Origin of the sequence: Stenotrophomonas sp. 22385, from assembly GCF_052045085.1 — a bacterium.
GTDB lineage: Bacteria > Pseudomonadota > Gammaproteobacteria > Xanthomonadales > Xanthomonadaceae > Stenotrophomonas.
The window spans coordinates 30,707-56,529 of record NZ_JBQEOG010000007.1 but is presented as its reverse complement, the minus strand read 5'-3'; the positions used below and the strand labels follow the sequence as shown (position 1 = coordinate 56,529).

Annotated in this window: 16 protein-coding genes and 1 riboswitch; of the genes, 9 read left to right on the top strand and 7 right to left on the bottom strand. The window is 67.7% G+C overall.

From position 1 onward, the window contains the following. Positions 1-85 precede the first annotated feature (85 nt). Positions 86-2,929: a M16 family metallopeptidase gene (locus ACTJI4_RS13420; protein ID WP_440869611.1), complete on the bottom strand. Its 2,844-nt coding sequence runs from the start codon at positions 2,927-2,929 to the stop codon at positions 86-88. Positions 2,930-3,335: 406 nt separating this feature from the next. Between ACTJI4_RS13420 and ACTJI4_RS13415 the strand changes: the two genes are divergently transcribed. Both ACTJI4_RS13415 and trmL read left to right on the top strand, forming a co-directional pair. Then, positions 3,336-3,806: a hypothetical protein gene (locus ACTJI4_RS13415; protein ID WP_392923489.1), complete on the top strand. Its 471-nt coding sequence runs from the start codon at positions 3,336-3,338 to the stop codon at positions 3,804-3,806. A gap of 58 nt (positions 3,807-3,864) precedes the next feature. Then, positions 3,865-4,344, top strand: a complete 480-nt coding sequence (gene trmL, locus ACTJI4_RS13410) for a tRNA (uridine(34)/cytosine(34)/5-carboxymethylaminomethyluridine(34)-2'-O)-methyltransferase TrmL (protein ID WP_282244541.1) — start codon at positions 3,865-3,867, stop codon at positions 4,342-4,344. A 155-nt stretch (positions 4,345-4,499) separates the two neighbouring features. Here the strand turns inward: trmL and ACTJI4_RS13405 are convergent, their stop codons facing one another. Beyond that, a complete protein-coding gene (locus tag ACTJI4_RS13405; RefSeq protein WP_440869610.1) occupies positions 4,500-5,663 on the bottom strand; it encodes an acyl-CoA dehydrogenase family protein in 1,164 nt (387 codons plus the stop codon). A 118-nt stretch (positions 5,664-5,781) separates the two neighbouring features. Here ACTJI4_RS13405 and ACTJI4_RS13400 point away from each other — a divergent pair, with 118 nt between their 5' ends. The 3 genes from ACTJI4_RS13400 to ACTJI4_RS13390 all read left to right on the top strand — a co-directional run bounded on the left by ACTJI4_RS13400 (position 5,782) and on the right by ACTJI4_RS13390 (position 8,560). Further along, positions 5,782-6,282, top strand: coding sequence for a GNAT family N-acetyltransferase (locus ACTJI4_RS13400; RefSeq protein WP_440869609.1), 501 nt, complete (start codon positions 5,782-5,784; stop codon positions 6,280-6,282). A 215-nt stretch (positions 6,283-6,497) separates the two neighbouring features. Continuing rightward, entirely contained in the window at positions 6,498-8,174 is a 1,677-nt protein-coding gene (locus ACTJI4_RS13395) for an electron transfer flavoprotein-ubiquinone oxidoreductase (RefSeq protein ID WP_440869608.1), read from the top strand. Next, positions 8,174-8,560 (top strand): c-type cytochrome, encoded by a 387-nt coding sequence (locus ACTJI4_RS13390; RefSeq protein WP_440869607.1) that lies wholly within the window; start codon positions 8,174-8,176, stop codon positions 8,558-8,560. Before ACTJI4_RS13395 ends, ACTJI4_RS13390 begins: the two co-directional genes overlap by 1 nt. Before the next feature lie 19 nt (positions 8,561-8,579). Here ACTJI4_RS13390 and ACTJI4_RS13385 read toward each other — a convergent pair whose 3' ends face one another. Then, positions 8,580-12,164: an ATP-binding protein gene (locus ACTJI4_RS13385; protein ID WP_440869606.1), complete on the bottom strand. Its 3,585-nt coding sequence runs from the start codon at positions 12,162-12,164 to the stop codon at positions 8,580-8,582. 78 nt (positions 12,165-12,242) lie between these two features. Between ACTJI4_RS13385 and ACTJI4_RS13380 the strand changes: the two genes are divergently transcribed. The 4 genes from ACTJI4_RS13380 (at position 12,243) to pnuC (ending at position 17,019) form a co-directional block, all read left to right on the top strand. Next, positions 12,243-12,881, top strand: coding sequence for a response regulator (locus tag ACTJI4_RS13380; RefSeq protein WP_392923471.1), 639 nt, complete (start codon positions 12,243-12,245; stop codon positions 12,879-12,881). 45 nt (positions 12,882-12,926) lie between these two features. Continuing rightward, positions 12,927-14,063, top strand: coding sequence for a phosphotransferase enzyme family protein (locus ACTJI4_RS13375; RefSeq protein ID WP_440869605.1), 1,137 nt, complete (start codon positions 12,927-12,929; stop codon positions 14,061-14,063). A 41-nt stretch (positions 14,064-14,104) separates the two neighbouring features. Continuing rightward, a riboswitch (TPP riboswitch) is annotated at positions 14,105-14,200 on the top strand. 66 nt (positions 14,201-14,266) lie between these two features. After that, on the top strand, positions 14,267-16,438 hold the full coding sequence (locus tag ACTJI4_RS13370) for a TonB-dependent siderophore receptor (RefSeq protein WP_440869604.1): 2,172 nt from the start codon (positions 14,267-14,269) through the stop codon (positions 16,436-16,438). A gap of 8 nt (positions 16,439-16,446) precedes the next feature. Then, a complete protein-coding gene (pnuC, locus tag ACTJI4_RS13365) occupies positions 16,447-17,019 on the top strand; it encodes a nicotinamide riboside transporter PnuC (protein ID WP_392923463.1) in 573 nt (190 codons plus the stop codon). Between the two features lie 36 nt (positions 17,020-17,055). On the opposite strand, the gene ACTJI4_RS13360 is transcribed toward pnuC, so the two are convergent. The 4 genes from ACTJI4_RS13360 to ACTJI4_RS13345 form a co-directional block, all read right to left on the bottom strand. Further along, positions 17,056-19,179: a phosphocholine-specific phospholipase C gene (locus tag ACTJI4_RS13360; protein WP_440869603.1), complete on the bottom strand. Its 2,124-nt coding sequence runs from the start codon at positions 19,177-19,179 to the stop codon at positions 17,056-17,058. Between the two features lie 17 nt (positions 19,180-19,196). Continuing rightward, the gene (locus ACTJI4_RS13355) at positions 19,197-21,557 is read right to left on the bottom strand and encodes a TonB-dependent receptor (RefSeq protein WP_440869602.1); all 2,361 of its coding nucleotides are present in this window, start codon (positions 21,555-21,557) and stop codon (positions 19,197-19,199) included. 106 nt (positions 21,558-21,663) lie between these two features. Then, on the bottom strand, positions 21,664-24,729 hold the full coding sequence (locus ACTJI4_RS13350; protein WP_440869601.1) for an efflux RND transporter permease subunit: 3,066 nt from the start codon (positions 24,727-24,729) through the stop codon (positions 21,664-21,666). After that, positions 24,726-25,823, bottom strand: coding sequence for an efflux RND transporter periplasmic adaptor subunit (locus ACTJI4_RS13345; RefSeq protein ID WP_440869600.1), 1,098 nt, complete (start codon positions 25,821-25,823; stop codon positions 24,726-24,728). The genes ACTJI4_RS13350 and ACTJI4_RS13345 overlap by 4 nt, the downstream gene beginning before the upstream one ends.

Here is a 25,823-nt window from a genome sequence, read left to right as displayed (position 1 = left end):
TTGGGGCGATTCTGCCTGAACAGGCTGAATCGCGGGTGCACAGACACCGAGGAGCCGGGCAGAGCCCGGCTCTACGGGGTGACCTTTATTTCACCGGCTTGCCGTCGGCATCAATGATGGTCACCTCGCCCAGGTTCAGCGCGCGCACCGGGGCTTCGGTCTGCTTCAGGTCGCCCACCACCACCCAGGTCAGGGTCTTGGGATCCAGCGTGGCGGCCGCCTGCTGCACCTGGGCCGGGGTCATCGCTTCGATCTCGGCCTTGCGCTTGAACACGTAATCGTCCGGGCGCTGGTAGCGGACGATGCCGCTGATGGTGCCCATGACGGCACTGGCAGTCTCGTAGGCGCCCGGCAGGCTCAGGTTCTGGATGTTGCGGATGCGGGTGACCTCGGCCGGGGTGATCGTCTCGGCACCGGAGGCGAAGTCGGCAATCTCCTTCTGCATTTCCTTCATCGCCTCGGCGGTCTTGTCGATCTGCACCGGGGCCACGGCCATCCACGGGCGCTGGCCCAGGGTGCTGCTGGCCATGGTGCGGGCGCCGTAGGACCAGTGCTTCTCCTCGCGCAGGTTCATGTTCAGGCGCGAGGTGAAGTCGCCGCCCAGCACGCCGTTGGCAATGTCGAAGCGGGTGGCGCCCGCGTCGATGGTGGACGGCACCACCTGCCCAGCGAACAGGTTGGCCTGCACCGCGCCAGGCTGGTCGATCAGGTAGACGCGGGCCGTGGTCGGGCGCGCGACATCCACCGGCGGCTTGGCCTGAGGTGCCGGGGTGCTGCTCTTCCAGTCGCCGAACTGGCGCTCCAGCAGCGGCACGATCTCCTTCAGGGTGGTGTCACCGACCACGATCAGGGTGCCCTGCTCCGGGCGCAGCCAATCGCGGTGGAAGTCAACCAGGTCCGCACGGGTCAGCGACTGGATGTCGGCTTCGTTGCCGCTACCGGTGAACGGAATGGCGTACGGGTGGCCGGCCCCATACAGCAGGGTGGGCAGCACCCGCATGGCCGAGGCGTTCGGGTTGACCTTCTCCTGCTGGATGCCGGCGATCCAGGTGGCCTTGACCCGGTCGATCTCGGCCTGGTCAAAGCGCGGCTGGCGCAGCATGTCCGCGTACAGGGCCAACGACGGGGCCAGGTTTTCCTTCAGCGCCGACAGGTACACGCTGGCGCTGTCCAGCGAGGCGGACGCGCCCAGGCTGGCGCCCAGTGCGTCAGCCGCATCGGCAAACGGCAGCGCGCCCAGCTTGCCCGCGCCCTCGCCCATCAGGTCCATGGTGAAGTTGGCGGTGCCCGACTTGCGGCCCTGGTCGGCGGTGAAGCCCCCGGGGAATTCATAGCTGAACTGCACCACGGGGATGTCATGGCGCTCGGCCAGGATCACCTGGGTGCCGTTCTTCAGCGTTGCGCGGTGCAGCTGCGGGAACTTCAGTTCCGGGAAGCTCCGGGTCTGCGGCACGCCAGTGCTGCGGTCCACCCCGGTCGGGCTGGTGCTGAACTTCGGGTCCACGGGCGGCACGGTGAACGGCTTGGGCGTGGCCGACGGCAGTTCGGGCAGCGCCACGCGCGCGCCCGGTTCCACCACGAGGGTATGGTCGCCCACGCCCAGCCACTTGGCGCCGGCCGCGCGCACGTCGGCGGCGCTGGCGGCGTCGATGTTGGCCAGCGAACGGCGGAAGCAGCCCGGGTCGCCCTCGAACACGGCGCACTCGGCCAGCGCGTCGGCCTTGCCGCCGAACCCGCCGATGCGCTCGATGCCACGGATGAACCCGGCGCGGAACGCGGTCTTGCCGCGGCTCAGCTCATCGGCGGTGGGGCCGTCCTTGACCAGGCGGCGCACTTCCTCATCGATGATCGCTTCGACCTTGGCCGGGTCCACGCCCTGCTTGACCGTGGCCATGATCACGAAGTTGGAGCCCAGCTGCGAGGTGTAGGCACCGGCGCTGATGTTGTCCACCAGCTTGTCCTGATGCAGCAGGCGCTGGTCCAGGCGCGAGGACTTGGCCCCGCCCAATACCTGCGCGAACAGCTGCAGCTGGTCGATGTCGGTGGTGCCGGTCTGTGCGACGTTCCACACGCGGTAGATGCGCGCCTGCGGCACCTTGTCGGTCATGGTTTCGCGGGTGGATTTCCCGCGCTTGGCCACGTTGACCGCCGGCTGGGCCATGCTCGGGCCGGCCGGGATGTCGCCGAAGTAGCGGGCGACCTTTTCCCTGGCGGTGGCCACGTCGATATCGCCGGCCAGTACCAGCACCGCGTTGTTGGGGCCGTACCAGGTGCGGAACCAGTTCTTGACGTCGTCCAGCGAGGCCGCGTTGAGGTCATTCATCGACCCGATCACGCCGTGGTGGTACGGGTGGCCTTCGGGGTACATGGAGCGGGTGAGCTTGTCCCACACCTGCCCATAGGGCTGGTTCTCGCCCTGGCGCTTTTCGTTCTGCACCACGCCGCGCTGTTCGTCGAGCGCGGCCTGGTCGATCGCGCCGAGCAGGTGGCCCATGCGGTCCGATTCCATCCACAGCGCCATGTCCAGCGCGGTGGTGGGCACGTTCTCGAAGTAGTTGGTGCGGTCGGTGTTGGTGGTGCCGTTCTGGCCGGTCACGCCGACCTGCTTGAACGGTTCGAAGTATTCGCCGGCGTGGTTTTCGCTGCCCTGGAACATCAGGTGCTCGAACAGGTGCGCAAAGCCGGTGCGGCCGGCCGGTTCGTCCTTGCTGCCCACGTGGTACCAGATGTTCACCGCCACGATCGGCGCCTTGCGGTCGGTGTGCACTACCACGCGCAGGCCGTTGGGCAGGGTGAACTCTTCAAACGGAATGTCGACCTTGGCGACCTGCGCCGGCCTGGCCATCGCCGGCGCCGGGACGAAGCTGCCCAGGGCGGCGGAAAGCGCTACAGCCAGCAGCGCGGCACGCGGTCGAAGTTGGGCGGTCATTCCGTTTCCTTGGTCATGAAAGTGAAGGGGGATGCTAGCCCGGGACCACGGGTAAAGGCATCGGCCAACAGTCACTCCCTTTGTCAGGGAACTTTCCAGGCGCGTCGCTGACCGCTGCGGCGCCTTCTGCCGCCACCTGAACCCCTGTCCGGACAGTCGCGCAGCCCCTGATCGGACAGGTGTCCGGACAGCGGACACTCCGAGCACCGCATAAAACCCTTTCAAATCAACAACTAAAAGTTGGCACGGGGCCTGCTTATACCCACGTGCGGAAAGGACACGATCAAACCAAAGCTGACTGATCGCTGAACACAACACGGAATCTGAAAATTTCTCTTGCGCTCCCAGATTCGGTGTACTACCTTACTACCACACCACTGATCACCAACACTAAACAGGCCCCGTCATGAACACCAAGACCATCGCAATTGCCATCGCCCTCGCTGCCGGCTCCGCGTTTGTTTCGAACGTGCATGCCGCTTCCGCCATCACCACCCTGCCGACCGTGCAGGTCCGCCCCTCCGCCGACCAGCTGGCCCAGGCCGAGGTGGAACGCACCAGCAGCATTCCGACGCTGGCGCTGGTGGAAGTCCGCCCGACCGCCGGCCAGATCGCCGAATACCGTGCCGAACTGGCCAACAGCCAGCGCGTCACCACCCTGGCCGCCGTTGAAGTCCGCCCGACCGCCGAACAGCGCGAAGCCCTGGCTGCCGAGCAGAACGACCGCAGCACCGATTACATGGGTGCCCTGGCTTCCGCCGCCGGCACGATCGCCCGTGACGTGATCATCAACCTGCCGACCCTGCAGGTGCGCCCGTCGCCGAACGACCTGCAGGCCTTCGCGGTTGAAACCGCTTCGGTTCTGGTTCGTCCGTAACGGCAGGTATCGACCAACGGTCGATACCTGCCAGAGGGTCGCGGCGTAAACTGTACGAATGACCGCCACGCCTACGTTCCATGTTGTGTTGTTCCAGCCGGAAATTCCTCCGAATACCGGCAATGTGATCCGGCTCTGCGCCAACACCGGCGCGCGACTGCACCTGATCGAGCCGCTCGGTTTTGACCTGAGCGACAAGCAGCTCAAGCGCGCCGGCCTGGATTACCACGAGTACGCGCGGCTGCAGGTGCATCCGGACCTGGATACCGCCCTGCAGGCCATAGCCCCCAAGCGCCTGTTCGCCCTCAGTACCCGCGGCAGCGTGCGGTATGACACCCAGCAGTTTGAAGACGGAGATGCGTTCCTGTTCGGCCCGGAAACCCGCGGCCTGCCGCAGGACGTGCTCGACGCGTTGCCGCACGGCCGCCGCCTGCGCCTGCCCATGCAGCCGGACAACCGCAGCCTCAACCTCTCAAACACGGTTGCTGTGGTGATGTACGAAGCATGGCGGCAATCCGGTTTCGCGGGCGGGGCGTGAAGCATATCGACCGACGGTCGATACCTGCCGAACGCGTATCGACCAACGGTCGATACCTGCCGAACGCGTATCGACCAACGGTCGATACCTACCGAACGCGTATCGACCAACGGTCGATACCTGCGGGTAGCGCACGACCGTTGGTCGTGCGTCCGTCAGAACGCGTTGATGCCGGTCAGTTCGCGGCCGATCACCAGCTGGTGCACGGTCTCGGTCCCCTCGTAGGTGATCACCGATTCCAGGTTCAGCGCATGCCGGATCGCCACGTGCTCGGTGGTGATCCCAGCGCCGCCAAGCAGGTCGCGGCACTCGCGCGCGATGTCGATCGCCATGCGGCAGTTGTTCCATTTGGCCAGGCTGACCTGCTGCGGCTGCAGCTGGCCGGCATCCTTCAACCGCCCGAGCTGCAGTGACAGCAGCTGCGCGGTAGTGATGCGCCGGGCCATGTCGGCCAACTTGATCTGGGCGCTCTGGGTGGCGGCCACCGGGCGCCCGAACAGCACGCGTTCCTTGGTGTAGTTCAGCGCTTCGTCCAGGCAGGCCACGGCCGCGCCGATAGGGCCCCAGCTGATGCCGTAGCGGGCCTGGTTGAGGCAGCCCAGTGGGCCCTTCAGGCCCTGCACGTTGGGCAGCCGGTTACGCTCGGGCACGCGCACGTTGTCGAAGAACAGCGCGCCGGTGAGCGAGGCGCGCAGGCTCATCTTGTGCTTGATTTCCTGCGTGGTGAAGCCGGCCATGCCCTTTTCCAGCACGAAGCCCTGGATGCCGTCTTCGGTATGCGCCCAGACAATGGCGATATCGGCCACCGGGCCGCTGGTGATCCACATCTTGCTGCCGTTGATCACCCAATCGCCGCCGTCGCGCACCGCACGCGTCTTCATCGCGGCCGGGTCCGAACCGCCGTGGGCTTCGGTCAGGCCGAAGCAGCCGATCACCCGCCCGGCCGCCATGTCCGGCAGCCAACGCAGGCGCTGCTCTTCGCTGCCGTAGGCAAAGATCGGGTACATGCACAGTGAGCTCTGCACGGAAACGAAACTGCGCAGGCCCGAATCGCCCCGCTCCAGCTCCTGGCAGATCAGCCCGTAGCTGACCGCGTTGAGCCCGCCGCCGCCATAGGTTTCGGGCAGGCTGGAGCCGAGCAGGCCCAGCGACGCGATCTCCGGGATCAGTTCATCGGGGAAGCGGCCCTGGTCAAAGGCGTCACCGATGATCGGCAGCACGCGTTCGTCGGTGAAGCGCGCCACCGTGGCCTGCACAGCGCGTTCCTCTTCGGTTAGCAGCGAGCGGACATCGAACAGATCGTACGGATTGAGGGCCATGGCGGCGACGTCGCGGGCAGTAACAGGACCCCCATTGTGATGCCTGGCCCGGAACCGGCCAAGGCACGCCGCAGCACGCCCGTATGATGGCCGCCTACCACCGCACAGGTCATCGCACATGCAGATCCGCAGCGAGCATCCCGGCGACGCCGACGCCATCCATGCCCTCACCCGCAACGCGTTCGCCGATGCGCCGCACAGCAGCCACACCGAGCAGTACATCGTCGATGCGCTGCGCGATGCCGGTGCGTTGGCGGTGTCGCTGGTGGCGGTGGACGCCGAGGGCATCGTGGGGCATGTGGGGTTGTCGCCGGTGAAACTCAGTGACGGCAGCCAGGGCTGGTATGGGCTGGGGCCGATTTCGGTGGCGCCGGGGCGGCAGGGTGAAGGCGTGGGCAGTGCGTTGATGCAGGCCGCGATGGAGGCTCTGGACGCGCGGGGTGCCGCAGGCTGCGTGCTGCTGGGCGATCCAGGCTACTACGGCCGGTTCGGGTTCCAGGCCGTGCGGCAACTGCGGCTGGCCGGAGTGCCTGCGGCGTATTTCCAGGCGCGGTTGCTGCGCGGGGAGTGGCCGGATGCAGAGGTTGAATATCACGCAGCGTTTGGGGCCAGCGGCTGACGGCGGCGGGGCGTGGGCCGGACCGCGCGGTGTCAGCGGGCTGGTTTGATGCAATGCAGCATGCGGCAGCCCACGTCTTCGAGCTAGGCGGAAACCGCGCGTGCCGGTACCCTGATGTACTGATCCAGTAGTTGCGCAGTGACACGTCGCGCGATTCCCAGGCAACCGCCGCCGGCTCCGGCCGGGACGGCACTACCCACGAGTTACGCACCCCCATGAGCGAAGAAACCACTGCCCTGCCCCCGCGTGAAGCCATGGAATTCGACGTGGTGATCGTCGGCGCCGGCCCTGCCGGCCTGGCCACCGCGATCCGCCTGCGCCAGCGCGCCATTGAGGCCGGGCGCGAACTGTCGGTGTGCGTGCTGGAAAAGGGCTCCGAACCCGGCGCCCACATCCTGTCCGGCGCGATCATGGATACCCGCGCGCTGACCGAACTGTTTCCGGACTGGGCCGAGCGCGGCGCGCCGCTGAAGCAGAAGGTCACCCGCGACGAGTTCCTGTTCCTCAGCGCCGACGGCGCGCGCAGCACCCCGCATGCGCTGCTGCCGGAGTGCTTCCACAACGAAGGCAACTACATCATCAGCCTGGGCGAGGTCACCCGCTGGCTGGCGCAGCAGGCCGAAGCGCTGGAAGTGGCGATCTTCCCCGGCTTTGCCGCCGCCGAAGTGCTGTACGACGAGAACGGCGCGGTGATGGGCGTGGCCACCGGTGACATGGGCATCCGCAAGGATGGCTCGCACGGCCCCAACTTCGAACGTGGCATGGAACTGCATGCCAGGTACACGATCTTCGCCGAAGGCTCGCGCGGCCACCTCGGCCGCCAGTTGATCGCGCGCTTCCAGCTCGACGCCGGCAAGGACCCGCAGGCGTACGGGATCGGCATCAAGGAGCTGTGGCAGATCGACCCGGCCAAGCATGAGCCGGGCCTGGTGGTGCACACCGCCGGCTGGCCGCTGGACAGCGATACCTACGGTGGTTCGTTCCTGTACCACGCCGACGGCGGCAAGGTCGCAGTAGGCTTCGTGGTCGGGCTGGATTACCGCAACCCATGGATGAGCCCGTTCGAGGAATTCCAGCGCTTCAAGACCCACCCCTCGATCCGCAGGCACCTGGAAGGCGGCAAGCGCATCGCCTACGGCGCGCGCGCGATCACCGCCGGCGGCCTGCTGTCGCTGCCCAAGACGGTCTTCCCCGGCGGTGCGCTGGTCGGCTGCGAAGCCGGCTACCTCAACGCCAGCCGGATCAAGGGCAGCCACGCGGCGATCAAGACCGGCATGCTGGCTGCCGATGCCGCTTTCGATGCGCTGGCGGCCGATCGCCAGCGCGATGAGCTCAGTGCCTACCCGGCCGCGTTCGAAAGCAGCTGGCTGCACGATGAGCTGAAGCAGTCCAAGAACTTCAAGCAGTGGTTCAAGAAGGGCCGCAGCGTGGCCACGCTGATGACCGGGATCGAGCAGTGGCTGTTGCCCAAGCTGGGCATCCGCAACCCGCCGTGGACCCTGCGCCACAGCAAGGCCGACCACGAGTGCCTGGAACCGGCGTCGCAGCATACGAGAATCGTGTACCCCAAGCCGGACAACGTGCTCACCTTCGACCGGCTCAGCTCGGTGTTCCTGAGCAGCACCAACCACGAAGAAGACCAGCCTTCACACCTGACCCTGAAGGACGCGAGTGTGCCGGTGCGGGTCAACCTGGCCGAGTACGCCGGGCCGGAGGCGCGCTACTGCCCGGCCGGTGTATACGAATTCGTCGGCAGCGAAGGCCACGAGCAGCTGCAGATCAACGCGCAGAACTGCGTGCACTGCAAGACCTGCGACATCAAGGACCCCACCCAGAACATCGTGTGGGTGACTCCGCAGGGCGGCGGCGGGCCGAACTACCCCGCGATGTGATGTCGCTGCCGCGCGTTTTCCTGGTGATGGTGTGCGGCCTGCTGCTGGGCGCCTGCGAGCGTGCGCCGCAGACGCCGGAGCAGGCCCGGGAACGGGAGCGCCAGCGCGCGTTCGCGATCTGCGGCGGTTGCCACACAGTCAACGCCGGGGGCGTGCATCGCTTCGGCCCGAACCTGCACGGCGTGATTGGCCGCCGCGCAGGCAGCGTGGCCGGCTATCCCTACTCACCGGCGATGCAACGCGCCGACCTGGTGTGGACCGAGCAGACGCTGGATGCGTTCCTGCGCTCGCCGGCAGCGGTGGTGCCAGGGTCGAGGATGGTGAATGCGACGGCAGACCCGGAGCGCAGGCGGCTGGTCATCGAGTACCTGAAGGAACAGCCGTAGAGCCACGCCCTGCGTGCCCCTACGATTCGTCCAGGCTGAGCAGGTAAACCTGCAGCGCCTCTTCGAACGCGCGGATGTCGTCGGCGCTTGCCGCCAGCCCCTGTTCCGGAATCCGCTGCATCAACGCACGTGCCTGCGTTGCCAGTGATTCGGCACCCAGCGTGCCCAGCCCACCGACAATACGATGCAGCACCTCCACCGCGGTGTTGCTGTCACCCGCGTCGCGTGCTTCCCAGCCGCGCTGCAGGTCGTCCGCGGTGGCCTTGCGCATGCTGTCGATCAGCACCGTCGCCACATGTTCGGAACCGAAGCGGCGCACGATCGCCGCCCGCGTAGGCGCGGCAGCAGGCGCGGTTTCGACCCGCGGCGTGGCTTCGCGCGCGGCCTCGTCCGCCTCGTCCGAGGGCAGCCACCGGCGCAGTGCCTGGCGCAGCGTGGCCAGCGCCACCGGCTTGGCCAGCAGGTCGTCCATGCCGGCCTCACGGCAACGCTGCACGTCTTCGGCCAGCGCACTGGCGGTCAGCGCCAGCACGGGCATGCGCCGGCCGCTGCCGCGTTCGCGTTCACGGATGTGCCGGGTAAGGGTGTAACCGTCCATCACCGGCATGCGGCAATCGGTGATGACCAGATCGAAGCCGGTCGACGCCAGCAACCTCAGTGCGGCCTCGCCATCCACGGCCAGCTCATGCTGCAGGCCAAGCTGCTGCAGCCGCCAGCGCATCAAGGCCTGGTTGGTGGGATGGTCCTCCACTACCAGCACGCGGCGGCGCGCCTGGCCGGGCGGCAACGGGTCGACATCACCGCCCGGGCCCTGCTCGTCGCGCACGCTTTCCTCTCCAGGCACCAGCGGCAGACTCAACTGCACGTCCACGCGGGTTCCTTCGCCTGGCACGCTGTGCATCTCCAGTCGCCCGCGCATCAACCCCACCAGGCGTTGGCAGATGCTCAACCCCAACCCGGTGCCGCCGTAGTGTCGGGTAATGGCGACATCCGCCTGGGCGAACGGCTTGAACAGCCGCTCGCGCTGCTCGGGGGAAATGCCAATGCCGGTGTCGGTCACGGTCAGGCGCAACGCCTGCGCCATCTCATCATCGCGTTCCACGCTCAACGCGATGGTCACCGAGCCTTCGTTGGTGAACTTGATGGCATTGCTGAGCAGGTTGAATACAATCTGGCGCAACCGCATGCCATCGACCAGATGCTGATGGGCAACCGCCGCGTCGACCTCCAGGCTGAGCGACAGGCCCTTGCTGGATGCCTGCGGGGACAACAGTTGCTGCACGTTGTCGAGCAGGCTGCGCAACATCACCGGCTGCGGCTCCAGCGGCAGCGCCCCGGCTTCAATGCGGGAGTAATCGAGGATGTCATCCAGGATCTGCCGCAGCATCTGCGCCGAATCTTCGATGACTGCGATGATGCGCCGCTGTTCGCCATCCAGGTCGGTGTGCGACAGCGCTTCGACCATGCCCAGAACGCCGCTCATCGGCGTGCGGATTTCATGGCTCATGGTCGCCAGGAAGTTGGACTTTGCCGCGGTGGCGCGCTCGGCGTCGGACTTGGCGGCCGCCAGTGCATCGGCCTGCGCCCGTGCTTCAGTCACATCCACCCAATAACCGCTCCACAGCACCACGCCGTGCTCGGCGGCATACGGCAATGCGCGGGTGCGCACCCAGCGCACCACGCCGTGGGGGCTGGTGCGGAACTCCATGTCCAATGCGGAGAAATCACGCGCGGCCTCGTTCAGCGCGCGGTTGACGGCGTCGCGGTCGCGCGGGTCGATCTGGTCCACCAGGCGCGTTTCATCGGCAACCACCTCGGCGGTGCTCACCCCGAACATCGACTGCAGGTCGCCGGTGATGTACGGGAACGTGACCCGGCCATCGCTGTCACGTCGCGCCTGGTAGACAATCGCCGGCAGGTTGTCCGTCACTTCCACCAGGCGCTGCTCCAGCCGGCGCCGCATGCCGACCTCACGGCGCAGCCGCCAGTAACCCCAGCCGTGCACGATGATGCCGGTGAGCAGCACCAGCGACAGCGGTACCGCCCAGCGCGCGACCGAGCGCCAGTCCAGCCCGGCGCGGTACTCGGCCAGCAACCAGTCTCCGCGGATGGCAGCGTGCTCGCGCGGGGTGAGGTTGGCCAGCACCCGGTCGAAGGTGGTGGCCAACGGCGCGTACTGGCGCTTGACCGCCAACGACAGCTGGTCGCTGAAACCCGCTGGCGCGGCCACGTGCAGCTTGGCCGGGTAAAGCTCGCGCACCACGCGGTCAACCATGGCCAGGTTGCCCACGTAGGCGTCGGCGTCGCCATTGGCCAATCGCGACAGCGCCTGCTCCACGCCGCGCGCCGGCACGATGCGCGCCTTGGGGGCGTACTGAAGGATGTAGCCCCGCAGGCGCTCGGGATCTGAAAGCAGGATGCTGCGCCCGTCCAGGTCGCCCAGGCCCAGCACCGAACGGCTGTTGTTCGGGGTGACGATCACGTTGGGCACGCTGATGAAGGGCTGGCTGAAGACCCAGTCATCGCCCAGGTAATGCGCGTCGTTGGGCATGCCCATCACCACATCGACATCGCCGCGGCGCATCTGCTCGCGCACTTCAAACCAGTCGTGCGCCGGCACGCGGTTCAACTGCGCGCCGACCATGCGCAGCTGGCGCAGGTAATCGCCCGCCACGCCACTGGGTTCGCCGGCCGCATCTATGAACGACAGCGGCGCGCCGGTCGGGGCATAGCCCATGCGCAATGGGGTAGCCAGGATGCGGCGTTCGGCCTCGCCCAGGATCAGCCGCGACTGCGCCGACCACTGCAGCGGCGGCAGCCATCGCTTGTACAGCGCCTCGCGCTGCGCGGCGGTCACGGTCGACAGCGCGCTGTCGAGCGCTTCGGCCAACGGCTGGCGCGCGTTGGGCACGCCGAAGTGAAGGCGTTCGGGCGGCAGGTCGCTGGGCCGCAGCAGGGCAATGCCGTCAATGCCCTGCTGACGGATCAACGTGCTGGCCACGTGCGCATTGCCGATGTACACATCGGCCTTGCCCTGCGCCACCATCGCCAGCGCGGCGCGCGTGTTGGGTGCGGTCACCTGGCGGGCGGCGGGGAAACGTGAGCGCACCTGGTGGCTGGTGAGGAATTCCTGCTCGGTGACCACGCGCAGCCCGGCCAGGTCCGGGTCGGTCGAGGTGCGGGTATCCCCGATCCGTCCCACCAGCGCCAGCGGCGCATCGGCATAGGAGCCGGTATAGACCATGCAGCGGGTCCGATCCGGGGTCAGGGTGATGTTCATCACCACGTCGACCTCGCCCCGACATGCCGCATCCAGCACGTCGGCCCAATCGCGATACACCCGCACCTTCACCCGTACGCCGAGCTGCCGGGTCAGCAACATCAAGTAGTCGTAGCCAAGCCCATCCGGGCGGCCGTTGTGCATGAATTCGAATGGTGGCCAGCCGCTGTCGTACAGCCCCAGTAAGATGGTAGGGTTCCGGTCGATCCATTCAGCCTGGCGCGGTGAGAGCGACGGTGCAGGCGCCGGCGTCGCGAAGGCGGTGGCGCCCAGCGCGATCACCAGGCCCAGCACGACCAGCCAGCGGACAACCGAGGTACGCATGCTGTCAGTTCTCCCAGGAGTGATCCGCCCACCGCGACGTGCCCCAAGGGGCCGCTGCCTTACCGGCCATACTATTCCATGAGCTTGCGCATAATCATCGCCGACGACCACCCAGTGGTCCGCATCGGCACCAGATCCGTGATCGAATCCAGCGGCGTTGGCCAGGTGGTGGCCGAAGCCAGCAGCGTGGACGAGCTTCTGGCCGCGTTGAAGGCCAACAAGTGCGATGTGCTGGTCACCGACTATTCAATGCCCGGCGGCGCGCAACCTGACGGTTTTGCCATGATCGGACAGGTCCGCCGTCACTATCCGGACCTGCCGGTGCTGATGCTCAGTGTTTCCAACAATCTGGCGATCCTGCGCATGGTGGTCTCCACTGGCGTGTTGGGGCTGGTCGACAAGACCTCCTCGATGGAGGAGCTGCCGGTGGCCATCCAGACCGTACATCGCGGCCAGCCATACGTGAGCCGTACGCTCAAGAATCTCATCGACCGCATCGGCACGCAGAGCCTGGGTGATGAACGCACGCGGGCGCTGTCGCCGCGCGAGGTGGAAGTACTGCGACTGCTCGCCAGTGGCCTGATCGTCAAGGAGATCGCCGCGAAGCTGCACAAGAGCGTGAGCACGATCAGCCGGCAGAAGGGCGATGCGATGCTCAAGCTCGGCCTGAAGAACGATGCGCAGCTGTTCGACTGGTTGCAGCAATGGCCGTTGTGACTTCGCGTGGCACGCCTCCGGGCTGCCACTGAACATTCAGTTTGCATGACGAATTCAGACCATCGCGTACAGGGCCTGGACAACGACGCCGTCGTTGCGGACTGGCCAGCGATCCTCAACCAGGAACTGGCGTGGCTGCGCGGCCAGTACAGCGCGCTCGACGAGGACAGCCACGTGTTGTGGCACAGCCCGCGCCCGTTTTCCGCCGCGGCGTTGTTGGCAGGCGGATCGCGACGCTGCTTTGTCAAACGCCACCATCGCAGCGTGCGCACGGCCGAGGGACTGGCCGAAGAGCATCGTTTCATCGCGCACCTGGCCGCTGCGGGACTGCCGGTGGTGCAGATGCTGCCCACGCGCGAAGGCGCAACCGCGATCGAACACGGCGACTGGACCTACGAACTGCACGCCGAAGGCGATGGCCACGACCTGTACCGCGACAGTCCTTCATGGACACCGTTGGGCGATGTGGCCCAGGCACGCACGGCGGGTGCGATGCTGGCCCGGCTGCACCTTGCGTCGGCGAGCTACCACGCGCCCCAGCGCAGCACCCACCTGCTGGTGGCGCGCGATGACCTGATCCGCGCCCACGATCCGCTGGCGCTGCTCGGCCAGCAGCTGACCGACCGACCGGCGCTGGCCAGCTACCTGGCGCGACAGCCCTGGGCACACGACCTGCAGCGCGCGGTGCTGCCCTGGCACGCGGCCGTGGTCGAGCAGCTGGCCGCCGAACCGGTGCTGTGGGGGCACAACGACTGGCATGTGTCCAACCTGCTCTGGCACGGCCACGGCCCCGCGGCGACGATCAGCACCGTCTTCGATTTCGGCCTGGCCTCGCCGACCAGCGCTCTGTTCGACCTGGCCACCGCAATCGAGCGCAATGCCATCGCGTGGCTGGATGCCCGCGGCGGGGGCCCGGTGCCGCATGCCGATATCGCGCTGGCGCTGCTGGCCGGCTACCGCCAGGTACGCCCGCTGGCGGCTGCCCAGGTGCACCTGCTGGCCGACCTGCTGCCGGTGGTACACCTGGACTTCGCCCTCTCGGAAGTGGAGTACTTCCAAGGGGTTACCGGCTCCCCGGCCAACGCCGACGTGGCATACCACACGTTCCTGCTGGGCCATGCCGACTGGTTCACCCGCCGCCCGGGCAGGGCCCTGCTGGATGCCCTGCACGCCGCTGCCTGAACCGCCGGGGTCGCAACGGGGGCCGATTGGTGTGAAAATGGCCACTGAAGCGGGGGTGCCTGGCGTTGCCAGGCTGAGAGAGTCCCTTGGAACCTGATCCGGTTTGCACCGGCGTAGGGAGCTTGAGCAGCGAGCGCACCCCCATTGCGGGCCGGTGCGCCTGCGCGCCGTCGCTTCGTCTCCTCTGGCTGATGACGAATCGAATGAACCGCTGCTACCGCCTCACGCTGTTGACCGCCGCCCTCTGCGCCGCCCTGCCGCTGTACGCCAGTGACGCCGACACCGCCGCGGGCAAGCGCTCCCCCACCGACCTGGCCGGCATCCGCGTACAGGCGCGCAAGCCCGCCACGCCGCTGGCACCGTCGAGCAGCTTCGGCAGCGCCGAATGGAAGAACACGCCGGCCTCGGTCAACGTACTCGACAGCGCCTTCCTGGACCGCCTGCAGGTGCGCACCCTGTCCGAGCTGGCCCGGCACGACGCCTCGCTGGGCGACAGCTACGCACCGGTGGGCTATTACCAGAACATCGCCATCCGCGGCTTCGCGCTGGACCCGGCCACCGGCTACCGCTTCAACGGGCTGTCCATCGCCGGCGAACAGCGGCTGGCGCTGGAGAACGTGCAGCAGGTGGAGATCCTCAAGGGTGAGGCCGGCCTGGCGGCTGGCGTGATGGCGCCGGGCGGGATCATCAACTACGTCGGCAAGCGGCCCGCCGAGGTGCGCAACGTTACCCTGGCCACCGATTCGGAAGGCTCGCGCTACGCGGCGGTGGATCTGGGCGGCTGGCTGACTCCGCGCTTCGGGCTGCGCTTCAACGCCGCCTGGGATGACACGTCGTCCTACATCGAGCATGCCGACGGCCGCCGCAATTTCTATTCGCTGGCCGCCGACTGGCTGATCGGCGAACACGGCAAGCTGGAGGTGGATGCCAACTACCAGACCAGCGCGCAGCGCTCGGCGTCCGGTTACCAGCTGCTGGGCGGCAGCGAACTGCCGCGCGGCGTGGACCGCAGCCGCATGCTGGGCCACCAGCCGTGGCAGCAGCCGGTGGGCATCGACAGCACCAACCTCACCGCGCTGCACACCTACGATTTCAGCCCTGCCTGGCAGTCACGCGTTTCGGTCGGCCACAGCCGTTCGGTGATCCAGGACAACGTGGCCTTCGCGTACGGCTGCTACTACGCTGCTGGCTGCGCCGATGGCAGCGTGCCGGGCAACTACTTCGCGCCCAACGGCGACTACGACATCTACGATTACCGCAGCCCCGACGACGTGCGCCGCAATGATGAGGCACGCGGCGAACTGCGCGGCCGCTTCAGCACCGGGGCGGTGGAACACGAGCTGTCGGTGGGCCTGAGCGCCTTCCACCGTACCGTGGACAAGCGCCAGAACGTCAACGAGTACGTGGGCACGGCCAACATCGGCGATGCGCAGGTGCCGGTGTTCGATCCCTCCCCGCTGCAGCCGGGCCCGTCGGCGCGGCGCCTGGACAGCTGGCAGCGCGCGGTGTTCGCGCTGGACCGCATGCACATCGGCGATGACTGGCAGTGGCTGGCCGGCGGCCGCTACGTGCGCCTGGATGAGCGCGCATACGACAAGCGCGGTACCCCGGAACGGCACAGCCGCCTGTCGCAGTTCCTTCCGCAGACCGCACTGGTGTGGCAGGCGACCGAACAGCTGAATGTCTACGCCAGTTACGTGGAAGGCCTGTCGCTGGGCCAGGAAGCGCCGTTCTGGACGTCCAACGGCAGCACCTTCCTGCCGGCCCTGCAGTCGCGCCAGCGCGAGCTGGGCGTCAAGTACGCTGCCACCGACGGCCTGATGCTGGGCGCGGCAGTGTTCCGCACCACCCAGCCCTTCCAGTACGCCAAGCCGGACGCCAGCGATGCCGGCTTCACCTTCGTGCAGGAAGGCACCCAGGCCCACACCGGACTGGAGCTGACCGCCAATGGCCAGGTCACCGAACGGCTGGGCCTGACGGCCAGCGCCAGCGTGCTGCAGGCACGTGCGCGCGATTCCGGCACCGCGTTCCATGACGGCCAGCAGCTGGTCAACGTGCCCAAGGTGCGCGCGGCCGTGCACGCGGACTACGCCCTGCCGTTCGCGCCCGGGCTGGCGGTAAGTGGTGGCTGGCGCTATGCCTCGTCCAATGCGGCGACGGTGGATGGCAGCGTCAAGGCGCCTTCGTATTCGGTGTTCGATGCCGGCCTGCGCTTCCAGCACGCGCTGCGCGCGCATCCGGTGACCTGGACGCTGTCGGTGGACAATGTGTTCGACCGCTTCTACTGGCGTGATACCGGCAGCAGCTACGGCGACTACTACCTGTTCGCCGGTGCGCCGCGCCAGGCGCGGCTGTCGGTCACCTTCGGCCTGTGAGCGCGCTCATGCTCGAGTGGAGCGCTGTCGCCGCCAGCCTGCTCGGCGTGTGGCTGATGGCCCAGCGCCGCGTGCTGGCGTGGCCGGTGGGGCTGCTGGCCGTCGCCCTGTACGCGGTGGTGTTCATCGAAGCGCGGCTGTATTCGGACACCCTGCTGCAGGTCGCCTTTGGTGGTTTCCTGCTGTATGGCTGGCTGAGCTGGCACCGGCACGCCGAACAGGATGGCGCGATCGTGATCGTGCCGCTGCCGCGCCGGCAGCTGCTGCGCGACCTGGCCGTGGGCATCGTGTCCGGCATCGCATTGGGCGCGGCCATGCACACCTGGACCGACGCGGCGCTGCCGTGGCTGGATGCCATGCTGGCCGCGCTCAGCCTGGTGGCGCAGTGGTGGCAGGCACGCCGCCACGTGGCCACCTGGTGGCTGTGGATCGTGGTGGACGTGGTCTATGTGGGCATGTACCTGGCCAAGTCACTGGACATCACCGCCGGGCTGTACCTGGTGTTCGTCGGCCTGGCGGTGATGGGCCTGCGCGCCTGGTCGGCGGCGGGCCATGCCGGGGCCGCACTGAAACCGCGCTAGGCGTGCGCGCCGGCACGAAAGCCGGCGCTTGCCATGTCAGTCGAGCAGGAAGCGCATCGCCGCGGTGCCCAGTGCCGGGTCGGTGCTGCCCGGCCGGCCATCTTCGATGCGCCCGGCCAGGCGCTGCATCACGCCGGACTGCTGGATCTCCAGGTCGTACCAGCCCGCCGTGGGAGCAGCGTTCCAGCGGATCTGCATGGCCTGCCCCGGCGCCAGCTGCAGCTCACGTTCGGGCATGCGGCCCGCGTAGACGGCGGCGCGTACGGTGACCGCGCGCCCCGTAGCCACGGTGTTGTGAAGCTGAAGCAACAGCTGCTCATCCTCCCTGCTGACTGACGCCCGCACCGGTACCCCGGCGTTCGCCTCGCCACGGAACTGCCGGTGGAAGCCGTTCGGGCCCAGCAGCCACAGGTCGTAGCCTTCCCCTGTGTGTATCGGCCAGTGATCCCGCAGCTGCGCACCGGGCGCTACGGTGTAGCGGCGCGGAATCGCCTCCAGGCGCAACCGGTCGTAGACATGCAGTACCGCAGCGGCACCTTCACAACCCAGGGTCAGCTGCACGTGGGTGTTGCCTGCATCCAGCGCGATCTCTGCCTGCGGACGGTACGGCAACGGGCGCGCCGGGCGCACACCCGGTTCCTGCTTCGCCGGTTCAAGGTCTGCCGGCAGCGCCGGCACCGTGCGCCCGGGAAGGGCCGCCGCCCGCGCAGCGACGGCAGCGGTCGCCGGCAGCGACGCAATGAAGGGCCGCGTATCGGAGGCAGTGAAATCGAAGGCACCGGTCAAGTCGCCGCACACCGCGCGGCGCCACGGCGACAGTTCGGGTGCAGCCACGCCGAAGCGGCGCTCGATCAGGCGGATCACCGAGGTGTGGTCGTACACCTGCGAATCGACCCAGCCGCCACGGCTCCACGGCGAAATGACGTAGAGCGGCACGCGTGGGCCCAGCCCGTAGGGGCGGCCACGCAGGTCGTGCGGGTTGGCCTTTTCGTTGCCCGGCGACGGCTGCAGGTGGTACTCGCCATCGGTGGGCACTGCGGAAGCACCTGCCCAACCCGTCGCCGCGGCGGGGTCACGCGACGGCGGTGCAGGTGGCGGCATGTGGTCGAAGAAGCCATCGTTCTCGTCGAACATCAGCAGCAGCGCGGTGCGGCTCCAGACGTCCGGGTCCGCGGTGAGCGCATCCAGCACGCGCGCGGTATAGGCCGCGCCCTGCGCGGGGCTGGACGGTCCGGGATGTTCACTGCCGGCGGCATCGGCAATGATGAAACTCACCTCCGGCAGCTGACCTTTCAGCACGTCCTCGCGCAGCTGCGCCAGGCCACGGGTGCCGACCCCGCGCTCGCGCAGCGCTGCGTCATGCCCGGGCGCGCCGCGCCAGGCCTGGCGGAATGGCTCGAAGCCGGCCAGCGGGTTGTCGGTGAAGTTGTCGGCCATGTCCTGGTAGATCCGCCAGTCGATACCCGACCGTTGCAGGCGCTCGACGTAGGTGGTCCAGGTGTAGGAATCGGGGTGGCCGCCCAGTTCCGGGAAGTTGTCGTGCGAGTTGGCTACGGCCGGGCCGCCGCCGCGTCCATGTGGATCGTTGTGGCCGGTCCAGAGGAACAGCCTGTTTGGATTGGTGCCGGCCTGCATCGCGCAGTGGTAGGCATCGCATACGGTGAAGGCTTCGGCCAACGCGAACTGGAACGGCAAGTCAGCACGACGGTAGTAGCCCATCGCATGGTCCTGCTTGGCCGCTGGCCAGTGGGCCATGCGCCCGTGGTCCCACGCGCGCTGCGCATCGGGCCAGGTGTGCGGGGTGCCTTCCACCCGCATATGGCCGAAGTGTGCGGCGGTATCCAGCGGGAACGGGGCGATGCCGTGGGTACCGGCCGCGTTCGGCTGCAGCCACACGTTGCGGCGTGGCTGTCCCGCGGCGAGCGGGGCCGCCGGCACCACGAAGCGGTCGCCGAAGCCGCGCACGCCCGGCAGCGTGCCGAAGTAGTGGTCGAAGGAGCGGTTCTCCTGCATGAACACCACGATGTGCTGCACATCCTCGAGGCTGCGGCTGCGTGCATGCGGCGCGATCGCCGCCGCACGCGTGATGCTGGGCATCAGCGCGCCGATGCCTGCGGCCAGCCCGGCCTGCAGCAGCCGTCGCCGGCTGCTGTCGGGCAAGGGCGGGCGCGCCGGGCTCACAGGTCGACCCGGACCGAGAAGCCTACGGTGCGCGGCGCGCCGATAAAGGCCGAGTCGCTGCCGTCCACGCCGGCCAGGTAGCGGCGGTCGGTGAGGTTGCTTACCACGAGGTTTGCGCCCACGCCCTTCAGCTTCGGCGAAAGGCTCTGCAGGTCGAAGCCGATGTTGGCGTTGAACACCGTGGCCGATGGCAGGCGATTGTCGTTGGCCGCATCCAGGTAGCGCTCGCCCAGGTAACGCCCCGACAGGCCGACGTTCCAGCTGTCGCCCTGCCAGTCGGCCGACACCACCAGCACATGCTTGGGCTGTCCGATCACCTGTGCACCATCGACGATGCCCAGTTCTGTGTCGCGCGCCACGTTGCCGCTGCCCAGGTACCTGGAGCGGTTGTAGGTGTAGGCAGCGTTGATGCGCCAGCCGTTGTCCCAGCCGTAACCGAGCGCGGCTTCCAGGCCGCTGCTTTCCACGCCACCAAAGTTCTCGTAGACGCCATCGGTCTCGTCCAGGTAATCGATGCCGTCAGCCAGCCGCGCGGGCAGGTAGACGATGCGGTTGTCGAACTTGATGTTGTACAGGGTCAGCGAGCCGGTCAAGGGCCAGCGGCTCACGCGCAGGCCGAGCTCGATGTTGTCGGCGGTTTCCGGTTCCACCCGGGAGAAGCGCTGCGCATCGGTTTCGCCGAGTACACCGGAGGGGATGGCGGCAAAGTTCTGCGAGAAACCGCCGAACAGTTCCAGCCCGTCCACCGGCAGGGTCCAGGTGCCGCCGGCGGAGATCAGCGGGTCGGACTTCGAATCCGAGCGCACGTTCTCGGCGCTGCCGATCACGCGGTTGCGCTTCTGGTCAACGAAGAACTGCTTGACGCCCACGCGTGCGCTGAACGGCCCGAAGCGCGCCACGTTCTCCACGTAGTACATCTGCTCATCGGTCTTGTAGCGGTCTTCGAACTGCACCCAGTACGGCTGGTGGTCGAAGCTGATGTCGGTGCCCACGTTGAGCAGGCGGTGCCAGTCGCGGCGCACGCTGCGGTCGAACTGTTCCAGCCACACACCGGCGCGCACGGTGTTGTCGACCGTGCCCAGGGTCTGCTTCCATTCCACGTCGGCGGTGAAGCCGGCGCGGTCGTTGTCATAGTGCGAATGGCGGTAGGACTGAACGCCCTGTACGCCCGCTGCGTAACAGTTGGGGTCGTACTCGGCGCTGAACCCGGCGCGCGGCACGCAGCCGGCCCGCATCTGCGCGGCGCTGCCGTCGGGATTGACGAAGTAGAACTGGCCCTGCGCGCTGCCGCCGTATACGGTGCTGCCGCCCAGGTATTCGGATTCCGGCGCGCCCGCGCCGTCGTTGCGCGCCTGCACAAGGTACGGCGGCAGCCAGTCGCCGCGGCCTTCCATCTTGTGCGCGTAGCCGGTGAGCGAAAGCTTGAAGCCATTGCCGCTGTCGAATGCGCCGCGCAGGTAGCCGAAGGTGTTCTCGCGCAGCGCGCGCGAGCCGGAACGGAAGTTCTGGTCCAGGTACGGAATGCCGGTGAGCGTGCCGGTGAGGCCATCACGGTCCGGGTTGGTCGCGAACGCTTCCGGGGTGACGCTGGTGTACTCGGGTTCGTCGGCATCGTTGTACGAGGCGTAGCCGCTCAGCGTCCAGCGGTCGAGCTCGGTGATGAATTTTGCGGCAAGGTGATCGTTGCTGACGTGGCCGCTGCCGTCAATCCAGTCATTGACCCGGGCCGACGAAGCGCTGATCCACGTGCGGGTGTTGCCGCCCAGCACGCCGGTGTCATAGCGCACGTAGTATTTGCGCGCGTCATTGTCACCGCCACCGGCGACCATGCGCAGGCGCGCGTCCTGCAGCGGGTCGCTGGTGAGGAAGTTCAGCGTGCCGCCGAGCGCTTCGTTGGAGCGCGAGGAGATGTCCGCCGTGCCTTGGCTGACCTCGATGGTCTCCAGGTCGAGCGTATCGATGTAACGGTTGGCCAGCGAGCCGCCGCCATAGCCGGAGCCGCCGTTGGGCAGGCCATCGATGGTGGTGCCGATCTGCTGGGTGTCGCGGTTGGTCACGAAGCCGCGCATGCTGATCTGGGTGCCCCAGACCGAGGAGCCGGTGGCATCGGCTTCGCTGACCACCACGCCGGGCAGTTCGTTCAGCGCGTTGTTGACGCTGCCCAGGATCTGCTGGCGCTGCAGGGTTTCCTGGCTGACAGTGGTCTTGGCGAAGCTGGTGGCCTGGCCGATGACCTGTACCTGGTCCAGCGTGCGCGCGTCATCAGCGGGTGCCGGTTCGGCAGCGGTGGCCTGCACGGAAGCAGAAAGCAACAGGGCGAGCAGCGATACGCGGGGATAACGGCCAGCAGTGGGCATCGGTCATGGGCGCGGCAGTGGGGTCGGCCGGCAGTATTGGCAGCTGCGGTTACGTGCCCATGACATGCGCGCGACGGCCGCCCCGCCGCGCGCATGTGTCATTCCCTCAATGCGCGCCGTGCGTGGAGCGGTGGCGGAACCTTCGCGACAGCCATTCGCCGAGGTCGTCCATGACGGTAAACGCGGCCGGGATCACGATCAGGCTGAGCAGTGTGGAGGTGATCAGGCCGCCGATCACGGCGATCGCCATCGGTGCGCGGAAGCTGGAATCACCGGCAAAGCCCAGGGCGATCGGCATCATGCCTGCGCCCATCGCCAGGGTGGTCATGATGATCGGCTGCGCACGCTTGCGGCAGGCGTCAATCAACGCATCGTGCTGGCTCATGCCCTGCTCGTCTTCGGCCATCACCGCGTAATCCACCAGCAGGATGGAATTCTTGGTGGCGATGCCGATCAGCATCAGCAATCCGATCAACGCTGGCAGTGACAGCATGTTCTGGGTGATCAGCAGCGCACCGAACGCACCGCCGGCGCACAACGGCACCGCCGCCAGGATGGTGACCGGCATCAGCGCGTGGTTGAACAGCAGCAACAGCACCATGTAGATGCAGACCAGGCCGGCGGCCATCGCCAGCATGAAGCCGATGAACAGTTCCACGAACACTTCGGCATCGCCGGTGTTGAGGAAGGTCACGCCTGGCGGCAGCTGCTTCACGCTGGGCAGTGCCTGCACTTCGGTCATTACATCGCCCAGCGGGCGACCGTTGAGCTCGGCGGTGAGGGTCACGTTGCGCTGGCGCTGGTAGCGCGAGATCTGCGACGGGCCGCTGCCTTGGCGGATCTCGGCAACGGCGGCCAGTGGTACCGGGCCGTCGCGACCGGGCACGCGCAGCTGCCCGATCAGCGCCGGGTTGGCCAGCGTGGCTTCGGCGAACCCGACGCGGATCGGCACCTGGCGGTCCGGCAGGTTGAGCTTGGCAAGCCGCTGCTCGTAGTCGCCGGCGGTGGCGATGCGCGCCGCCTCGGCGATGTCCTGGGTGGCCACGCCGAGGTCTGCAGCGCGCGCAGCGTTGGGTACGATCTGCAGTTCCGGGCGCAGCAGCGAGGCAGTGGAGGTCACGCTGCCCAGGCCCTGGATGCCGCGCAGGTCGCGTTCCAGTGCGGTAGAGGCCTCCTGCAGGCGCTGCGGGTCGTCGCCGGACAGCACCAGCTGCAGCAGGTTTCCCGGTTCGGAGCTGACGTAGCTGACGCGCACACCGGGCAGGTTGGCCAGGCGTTGGCGGGCATCACGCTCCAGCGCGCGCTGGTCGCGGTCGCGGTCGTCGGCCACGCCCCAATCCAGCACCAGCGTGGCCTTGCGCGCTTCGCCCACGCCGGTGGTGCTGGGATCGCCCAGGTCCAGCACCGCGCCCACGGCGGTATAGACCTGCTTCAGTTCGGGCATGTCCTGGAGCAGCGCGCGGGCGCGTTCGGTCACCGCCACTGTTTCCTGCAGGCGTGTACCAGGCGGCAGTTCCAGGTTGAGGTTGCTGCGGCCCAGGTCGGACTGCGGAATGAACGTGGCCGGGATGAACGGCACCAGCGCCAGTGAGGCCACGAACAGGCCGGTGGCGATCCACAGCGTGCGGCCGCGGTAGCGCAACGCGGCGTCTACCCAGCCCAGATACCAGGTCATCAGCTTCGATTCGGGCTTCTCTTCGCCGTGCGGCTTGAGCAGGTAGGCGGCCATCATCGGGGTCAGCAGGCGCGCCACCAGCAGCGAGAACAGCACCGCCGTAGCGGCGGTCCAACCGAATTCGCGGAAGAACTTGCCCGCGATGCCCGGCATGAACGCCACCGGCACGAACACCGCCGCCAGGGTCAGCGAGGTGGCGATCACCGCGTTGCCGATCTCACCGGCCGCTTCGCGCGCTGCTTCCAGTGGCGGCTTGCCCATGCGCAGGTGGCGCACGATGTTTTCGATCTCCACGATCGCATCGTCGACCAGGATGCCGACCACCACCGACAGTGCCAGCAGCGTGATGATGTTGAGCGTGAAGCCGAAGAAGTACATCACCGCGAAAGTGGGAATGATCGACAGCGGCAATGCCAGTGCCGATACCCAGGTAGCACGCCAGTCGCGCAGGAACAGCCACACCACCAACAGCGCCAGCAGCGCGCCCTCCCAGAGCATCGTCATGGACGAGTCGTAGGAGCGGTGGGTTTCGTCGATGGCGGTGGTGACCAGGCGGAAGTCGATGCCCGGGTGGCTGGCCTTGAGCTGGTCCAGCGCGGTATGCACACCGGCCTCGACCTTCACTTCGCTGGAGCCGCGTGTGCGCGACATCGAGAACGCCACTACCGGCTTGCCGTCCAGCAAGGCGGCTTCGGTCGGGTCGGCGGCAGCGTCGGTGACGTTGGCGAGGGTGGAAAGGCGCACGGCGCGGCCATCCGGCAACGCGATGGAGTAATCACGCAAGGCCTGCGCATCGCCGACGGTGCCCAGTGTGCGAATGGTCTGCTGCGCGCCTTCGATCTCGGCCTTGCCGCCGGCGCGTTCGACCTGGATGCGGGCCAGTTGCTGGGACACATCACCGGCGGTGATGCCCATCGCGATCAACGCGTTGGGGTCGAGGTCCACGCGCACCTGGCGCTGCACGCCGCCCACGCGGGTCACCCGGGCCACGCCCGGCACGCCGTACATCGCGCGCGACACATCGCGGTCGACGAACCAGCTGGCCTCATCGGGCGTCATGTGCGGGGCGACCAGCGCATAGGTCATGAGCGAACCGCCGATGTCGACCTTGGAGATCACCGGTTCCTGGATGTCCTGCGGCAGGTCGGTGCGGATGCGGGTGACCGCATCGCGGGTGTCATCCAACGCAGTGGCCAGGTCGGCCTCGAGCTGGAACTCGATGGTGGTGGTGCTGACGCCTTCACTGACCGTGGATATCACGCGCTTGACGTTGTTGACCGTGGCCACCGAGTCCTCGACCTTGCGCGTGACCTCGGCTTCCAGCTGGCTGGGCGAAGCGCCCGGCTGGGTCACGGTCACGGTGGTCATCGGGAACGCGATGTCGGGGAAGCGTGCCACGGGCAGCTGGTAGAAGCCCCACAGGCCGGCCACGCACAACACGAAGAAGATCAGCAGCGCGGGCAACGGGCGCTTGATCGCCCAGGCGGAAAAGTTCATTTGGCGTTCGCCTTGGCATCGGCCACCACGCGCACCCGGTCGCCTTCACCGAGGAACCCGGCGCCGTCGACCACCACGCGGTCGCCCACCTTCAGCCCTTCCAGGATCGCGGTGCGGCCCTGCACGGCCTGGCCGGTGCGCACCCGCAGGCGCGCGGCCTGCTGCTTGTCATTCACCGTGAACACGTAGCTGTGGCCGTCGCGCTGCACGATGGCGGCGGTAGGAATGGTCAGCGCCTGGCCTTCGCCGGTGACGATGCGCCCTTCCACGTACACCCCCGGCTTGAGCGTGCCCGGTTCGGGCAGGTCGGCGAAAATCGTACCGGTGCGGGTCTGTGCGTCCACGCCCGGGGTGACCGCACGGATGCGGCCGCTGACCACGGCGTCGGCGTAGGGCAGCTCCACGGTATTGCCCACGGCCACGCCGGTCAGCTGGTCTTCGGGCAGTTCCGCGCGCCATTCCAGGCGGCCGTCGCGAATCAAGCGGAGCAGTTCGGTACCGGCCGAAACCACCTGGCCCGGCTGGACCAGGCGCTTGGAGATCAGGCCATCGGCCGGCGCGCGCAGGTCGGCGAAGTCACGGCGCAGCTTGGCCGCATCGCGCGCGGCGCGGGCGGTGGCGGTCTGCGCTTCGGCGTTGATGCGCGAGGCGCGCAGCTCGTCCAGGCTGCTTTCGCTGATCAGCCGCTGGGCGGCCAGCTTGGCGCTGCGCTCGTAGTTCAGGCGCGCCAGTTCCTGCGAGGCCTGCGCCTGCTTCAGCGAGGCATCGGCCTGCGCCAGTTCGCTGTCCAGGGTGCGGTGGTCCAGCTGCAGCAGCACCTGGCCCTGCTTGACCCACTGGCCCACGTCCACCGGCAGTGCCGTCACGCGCTGGCCGCTGATTTCAACGCCCAACTGCATTTCCTCGTACGCGGTGACCGGGCCGGACACCAGCACGGTGCGCGCCATGGGTTGCTGCTCCGCGCTGGCCAGCGATACCGGCAACGCCGAGGACGCGGCGGCATCGGCGGCAGCCTTGTCGTCTTTGTCACCGCAGGCGGCCAGCAGTGTGGCCATCAGCAGCAGGGAAGTGCAGCGGAAAAATGAGGGGCGCAT

Coding starts and splice junctions, on each gene's coding strand:
- ACTJI4_RS13375 (WP_440869605.1), top strand. CDS start 12,927: ATGACGAATTCAGACCATCGCGTACAGGGCCTGGACAACGACGCCGTC.
- ACTJI4_RS13400 (WP_440869609.1), top strand. CDS start 5,782: ATGCAGATCCGCAGCGAGCATCCCGGCGACGCCGACGCCATCCATGCC.
- ACTJI4_RS13395 (WP_440869608.1), top strand. CDS start 6,498: ATGAGCGAAGAAACCACTGCCCTGCCCCCGCGTGAAGCCATGGAATTC.
- ACTJI4_RS13385 (WP_440869606.1), bottom strand. CDS start 12,164: ATGCGTACCTCGGTTGTCCGCTGGCTGGTCGTGCTGGGCCTGGTGATC.
- ACTJI4_RS13355 (WP_440869602.1), bottom strand. CDS start 21,557: ATGCCCACTGCTGGCCGTTATCCCCGCGTATCGCTGCTCGCCCTGTTG.
- ACTJI4_RS13370 (WP_440869604.1), top strand. CDS start 14,267: ATGAACCGCTGCTACCGCCTCACGCTGTTGACCGCCGCCCTCTGCGCC.
- pnuC (WP_392923463.1), top strand. CDS start 16,447: ATGCTCGAGTGGAGCGCTGTCGCCGCCAGCCTGCTCGGCGTGTGGCTG.
- ACTJI4_RS13405 (WP_440869610.1), bottom strand. CDS start 5,663: ATGGCCCTCAATCCGTACGATCTGTTCGATGTCCGCTCGCTGCTAACC.
- ACTJI4_RS13380 (WP_392923471.1), top strand. CDS start 12,243: ATGAGCTTGCGCATAATCATCGCCGACGACCACCCAGTGGTCCGCATC.
- ACTJI4_RS13345 (WP_440869600.1), bottom strand. CDS start 25,823: ATGCGCCCCTCATTTTTCCGCTGCACTTCCCTGCTGCTGATGGCCACA.
- ACTJI4_RS13390 (WP_440869607.1), top strand. CDS start 8,174: ATGTCGCTGCCGCGCGTTTTCCTGGTGATGGTGTGCGGCCTGCTGCTG.
- trmL (WP_282244541.1), top strand. CDS start 3,865: ATGACCGCCACGCCTACGTTCCATGTTGTGTTGTTCCAGCCGGAAATT.
- ACTJI4_RS13420 (WP_440869611.1), bottom strand. CDS start 2,929: ATGACCGCCCAACTTCGACCGCGTGCCGCGCTGCTGGCTGTAGCGCTT.
- ACTJI4_RS13415 (WP_392923489.1), top strand. CDS start 3,336: ATGAACACCAAGACCATCGCAATTGCCATCGCCCTCGCTGCCGGCTCC.
- ACTJI4_RS13350 (WP_440869601.1), bottom strand. CDS start 24,729: ATGAACTTTTCCGCCTGGGCGATCAAGCGCCCGTTGCCCGCGCTGCTG.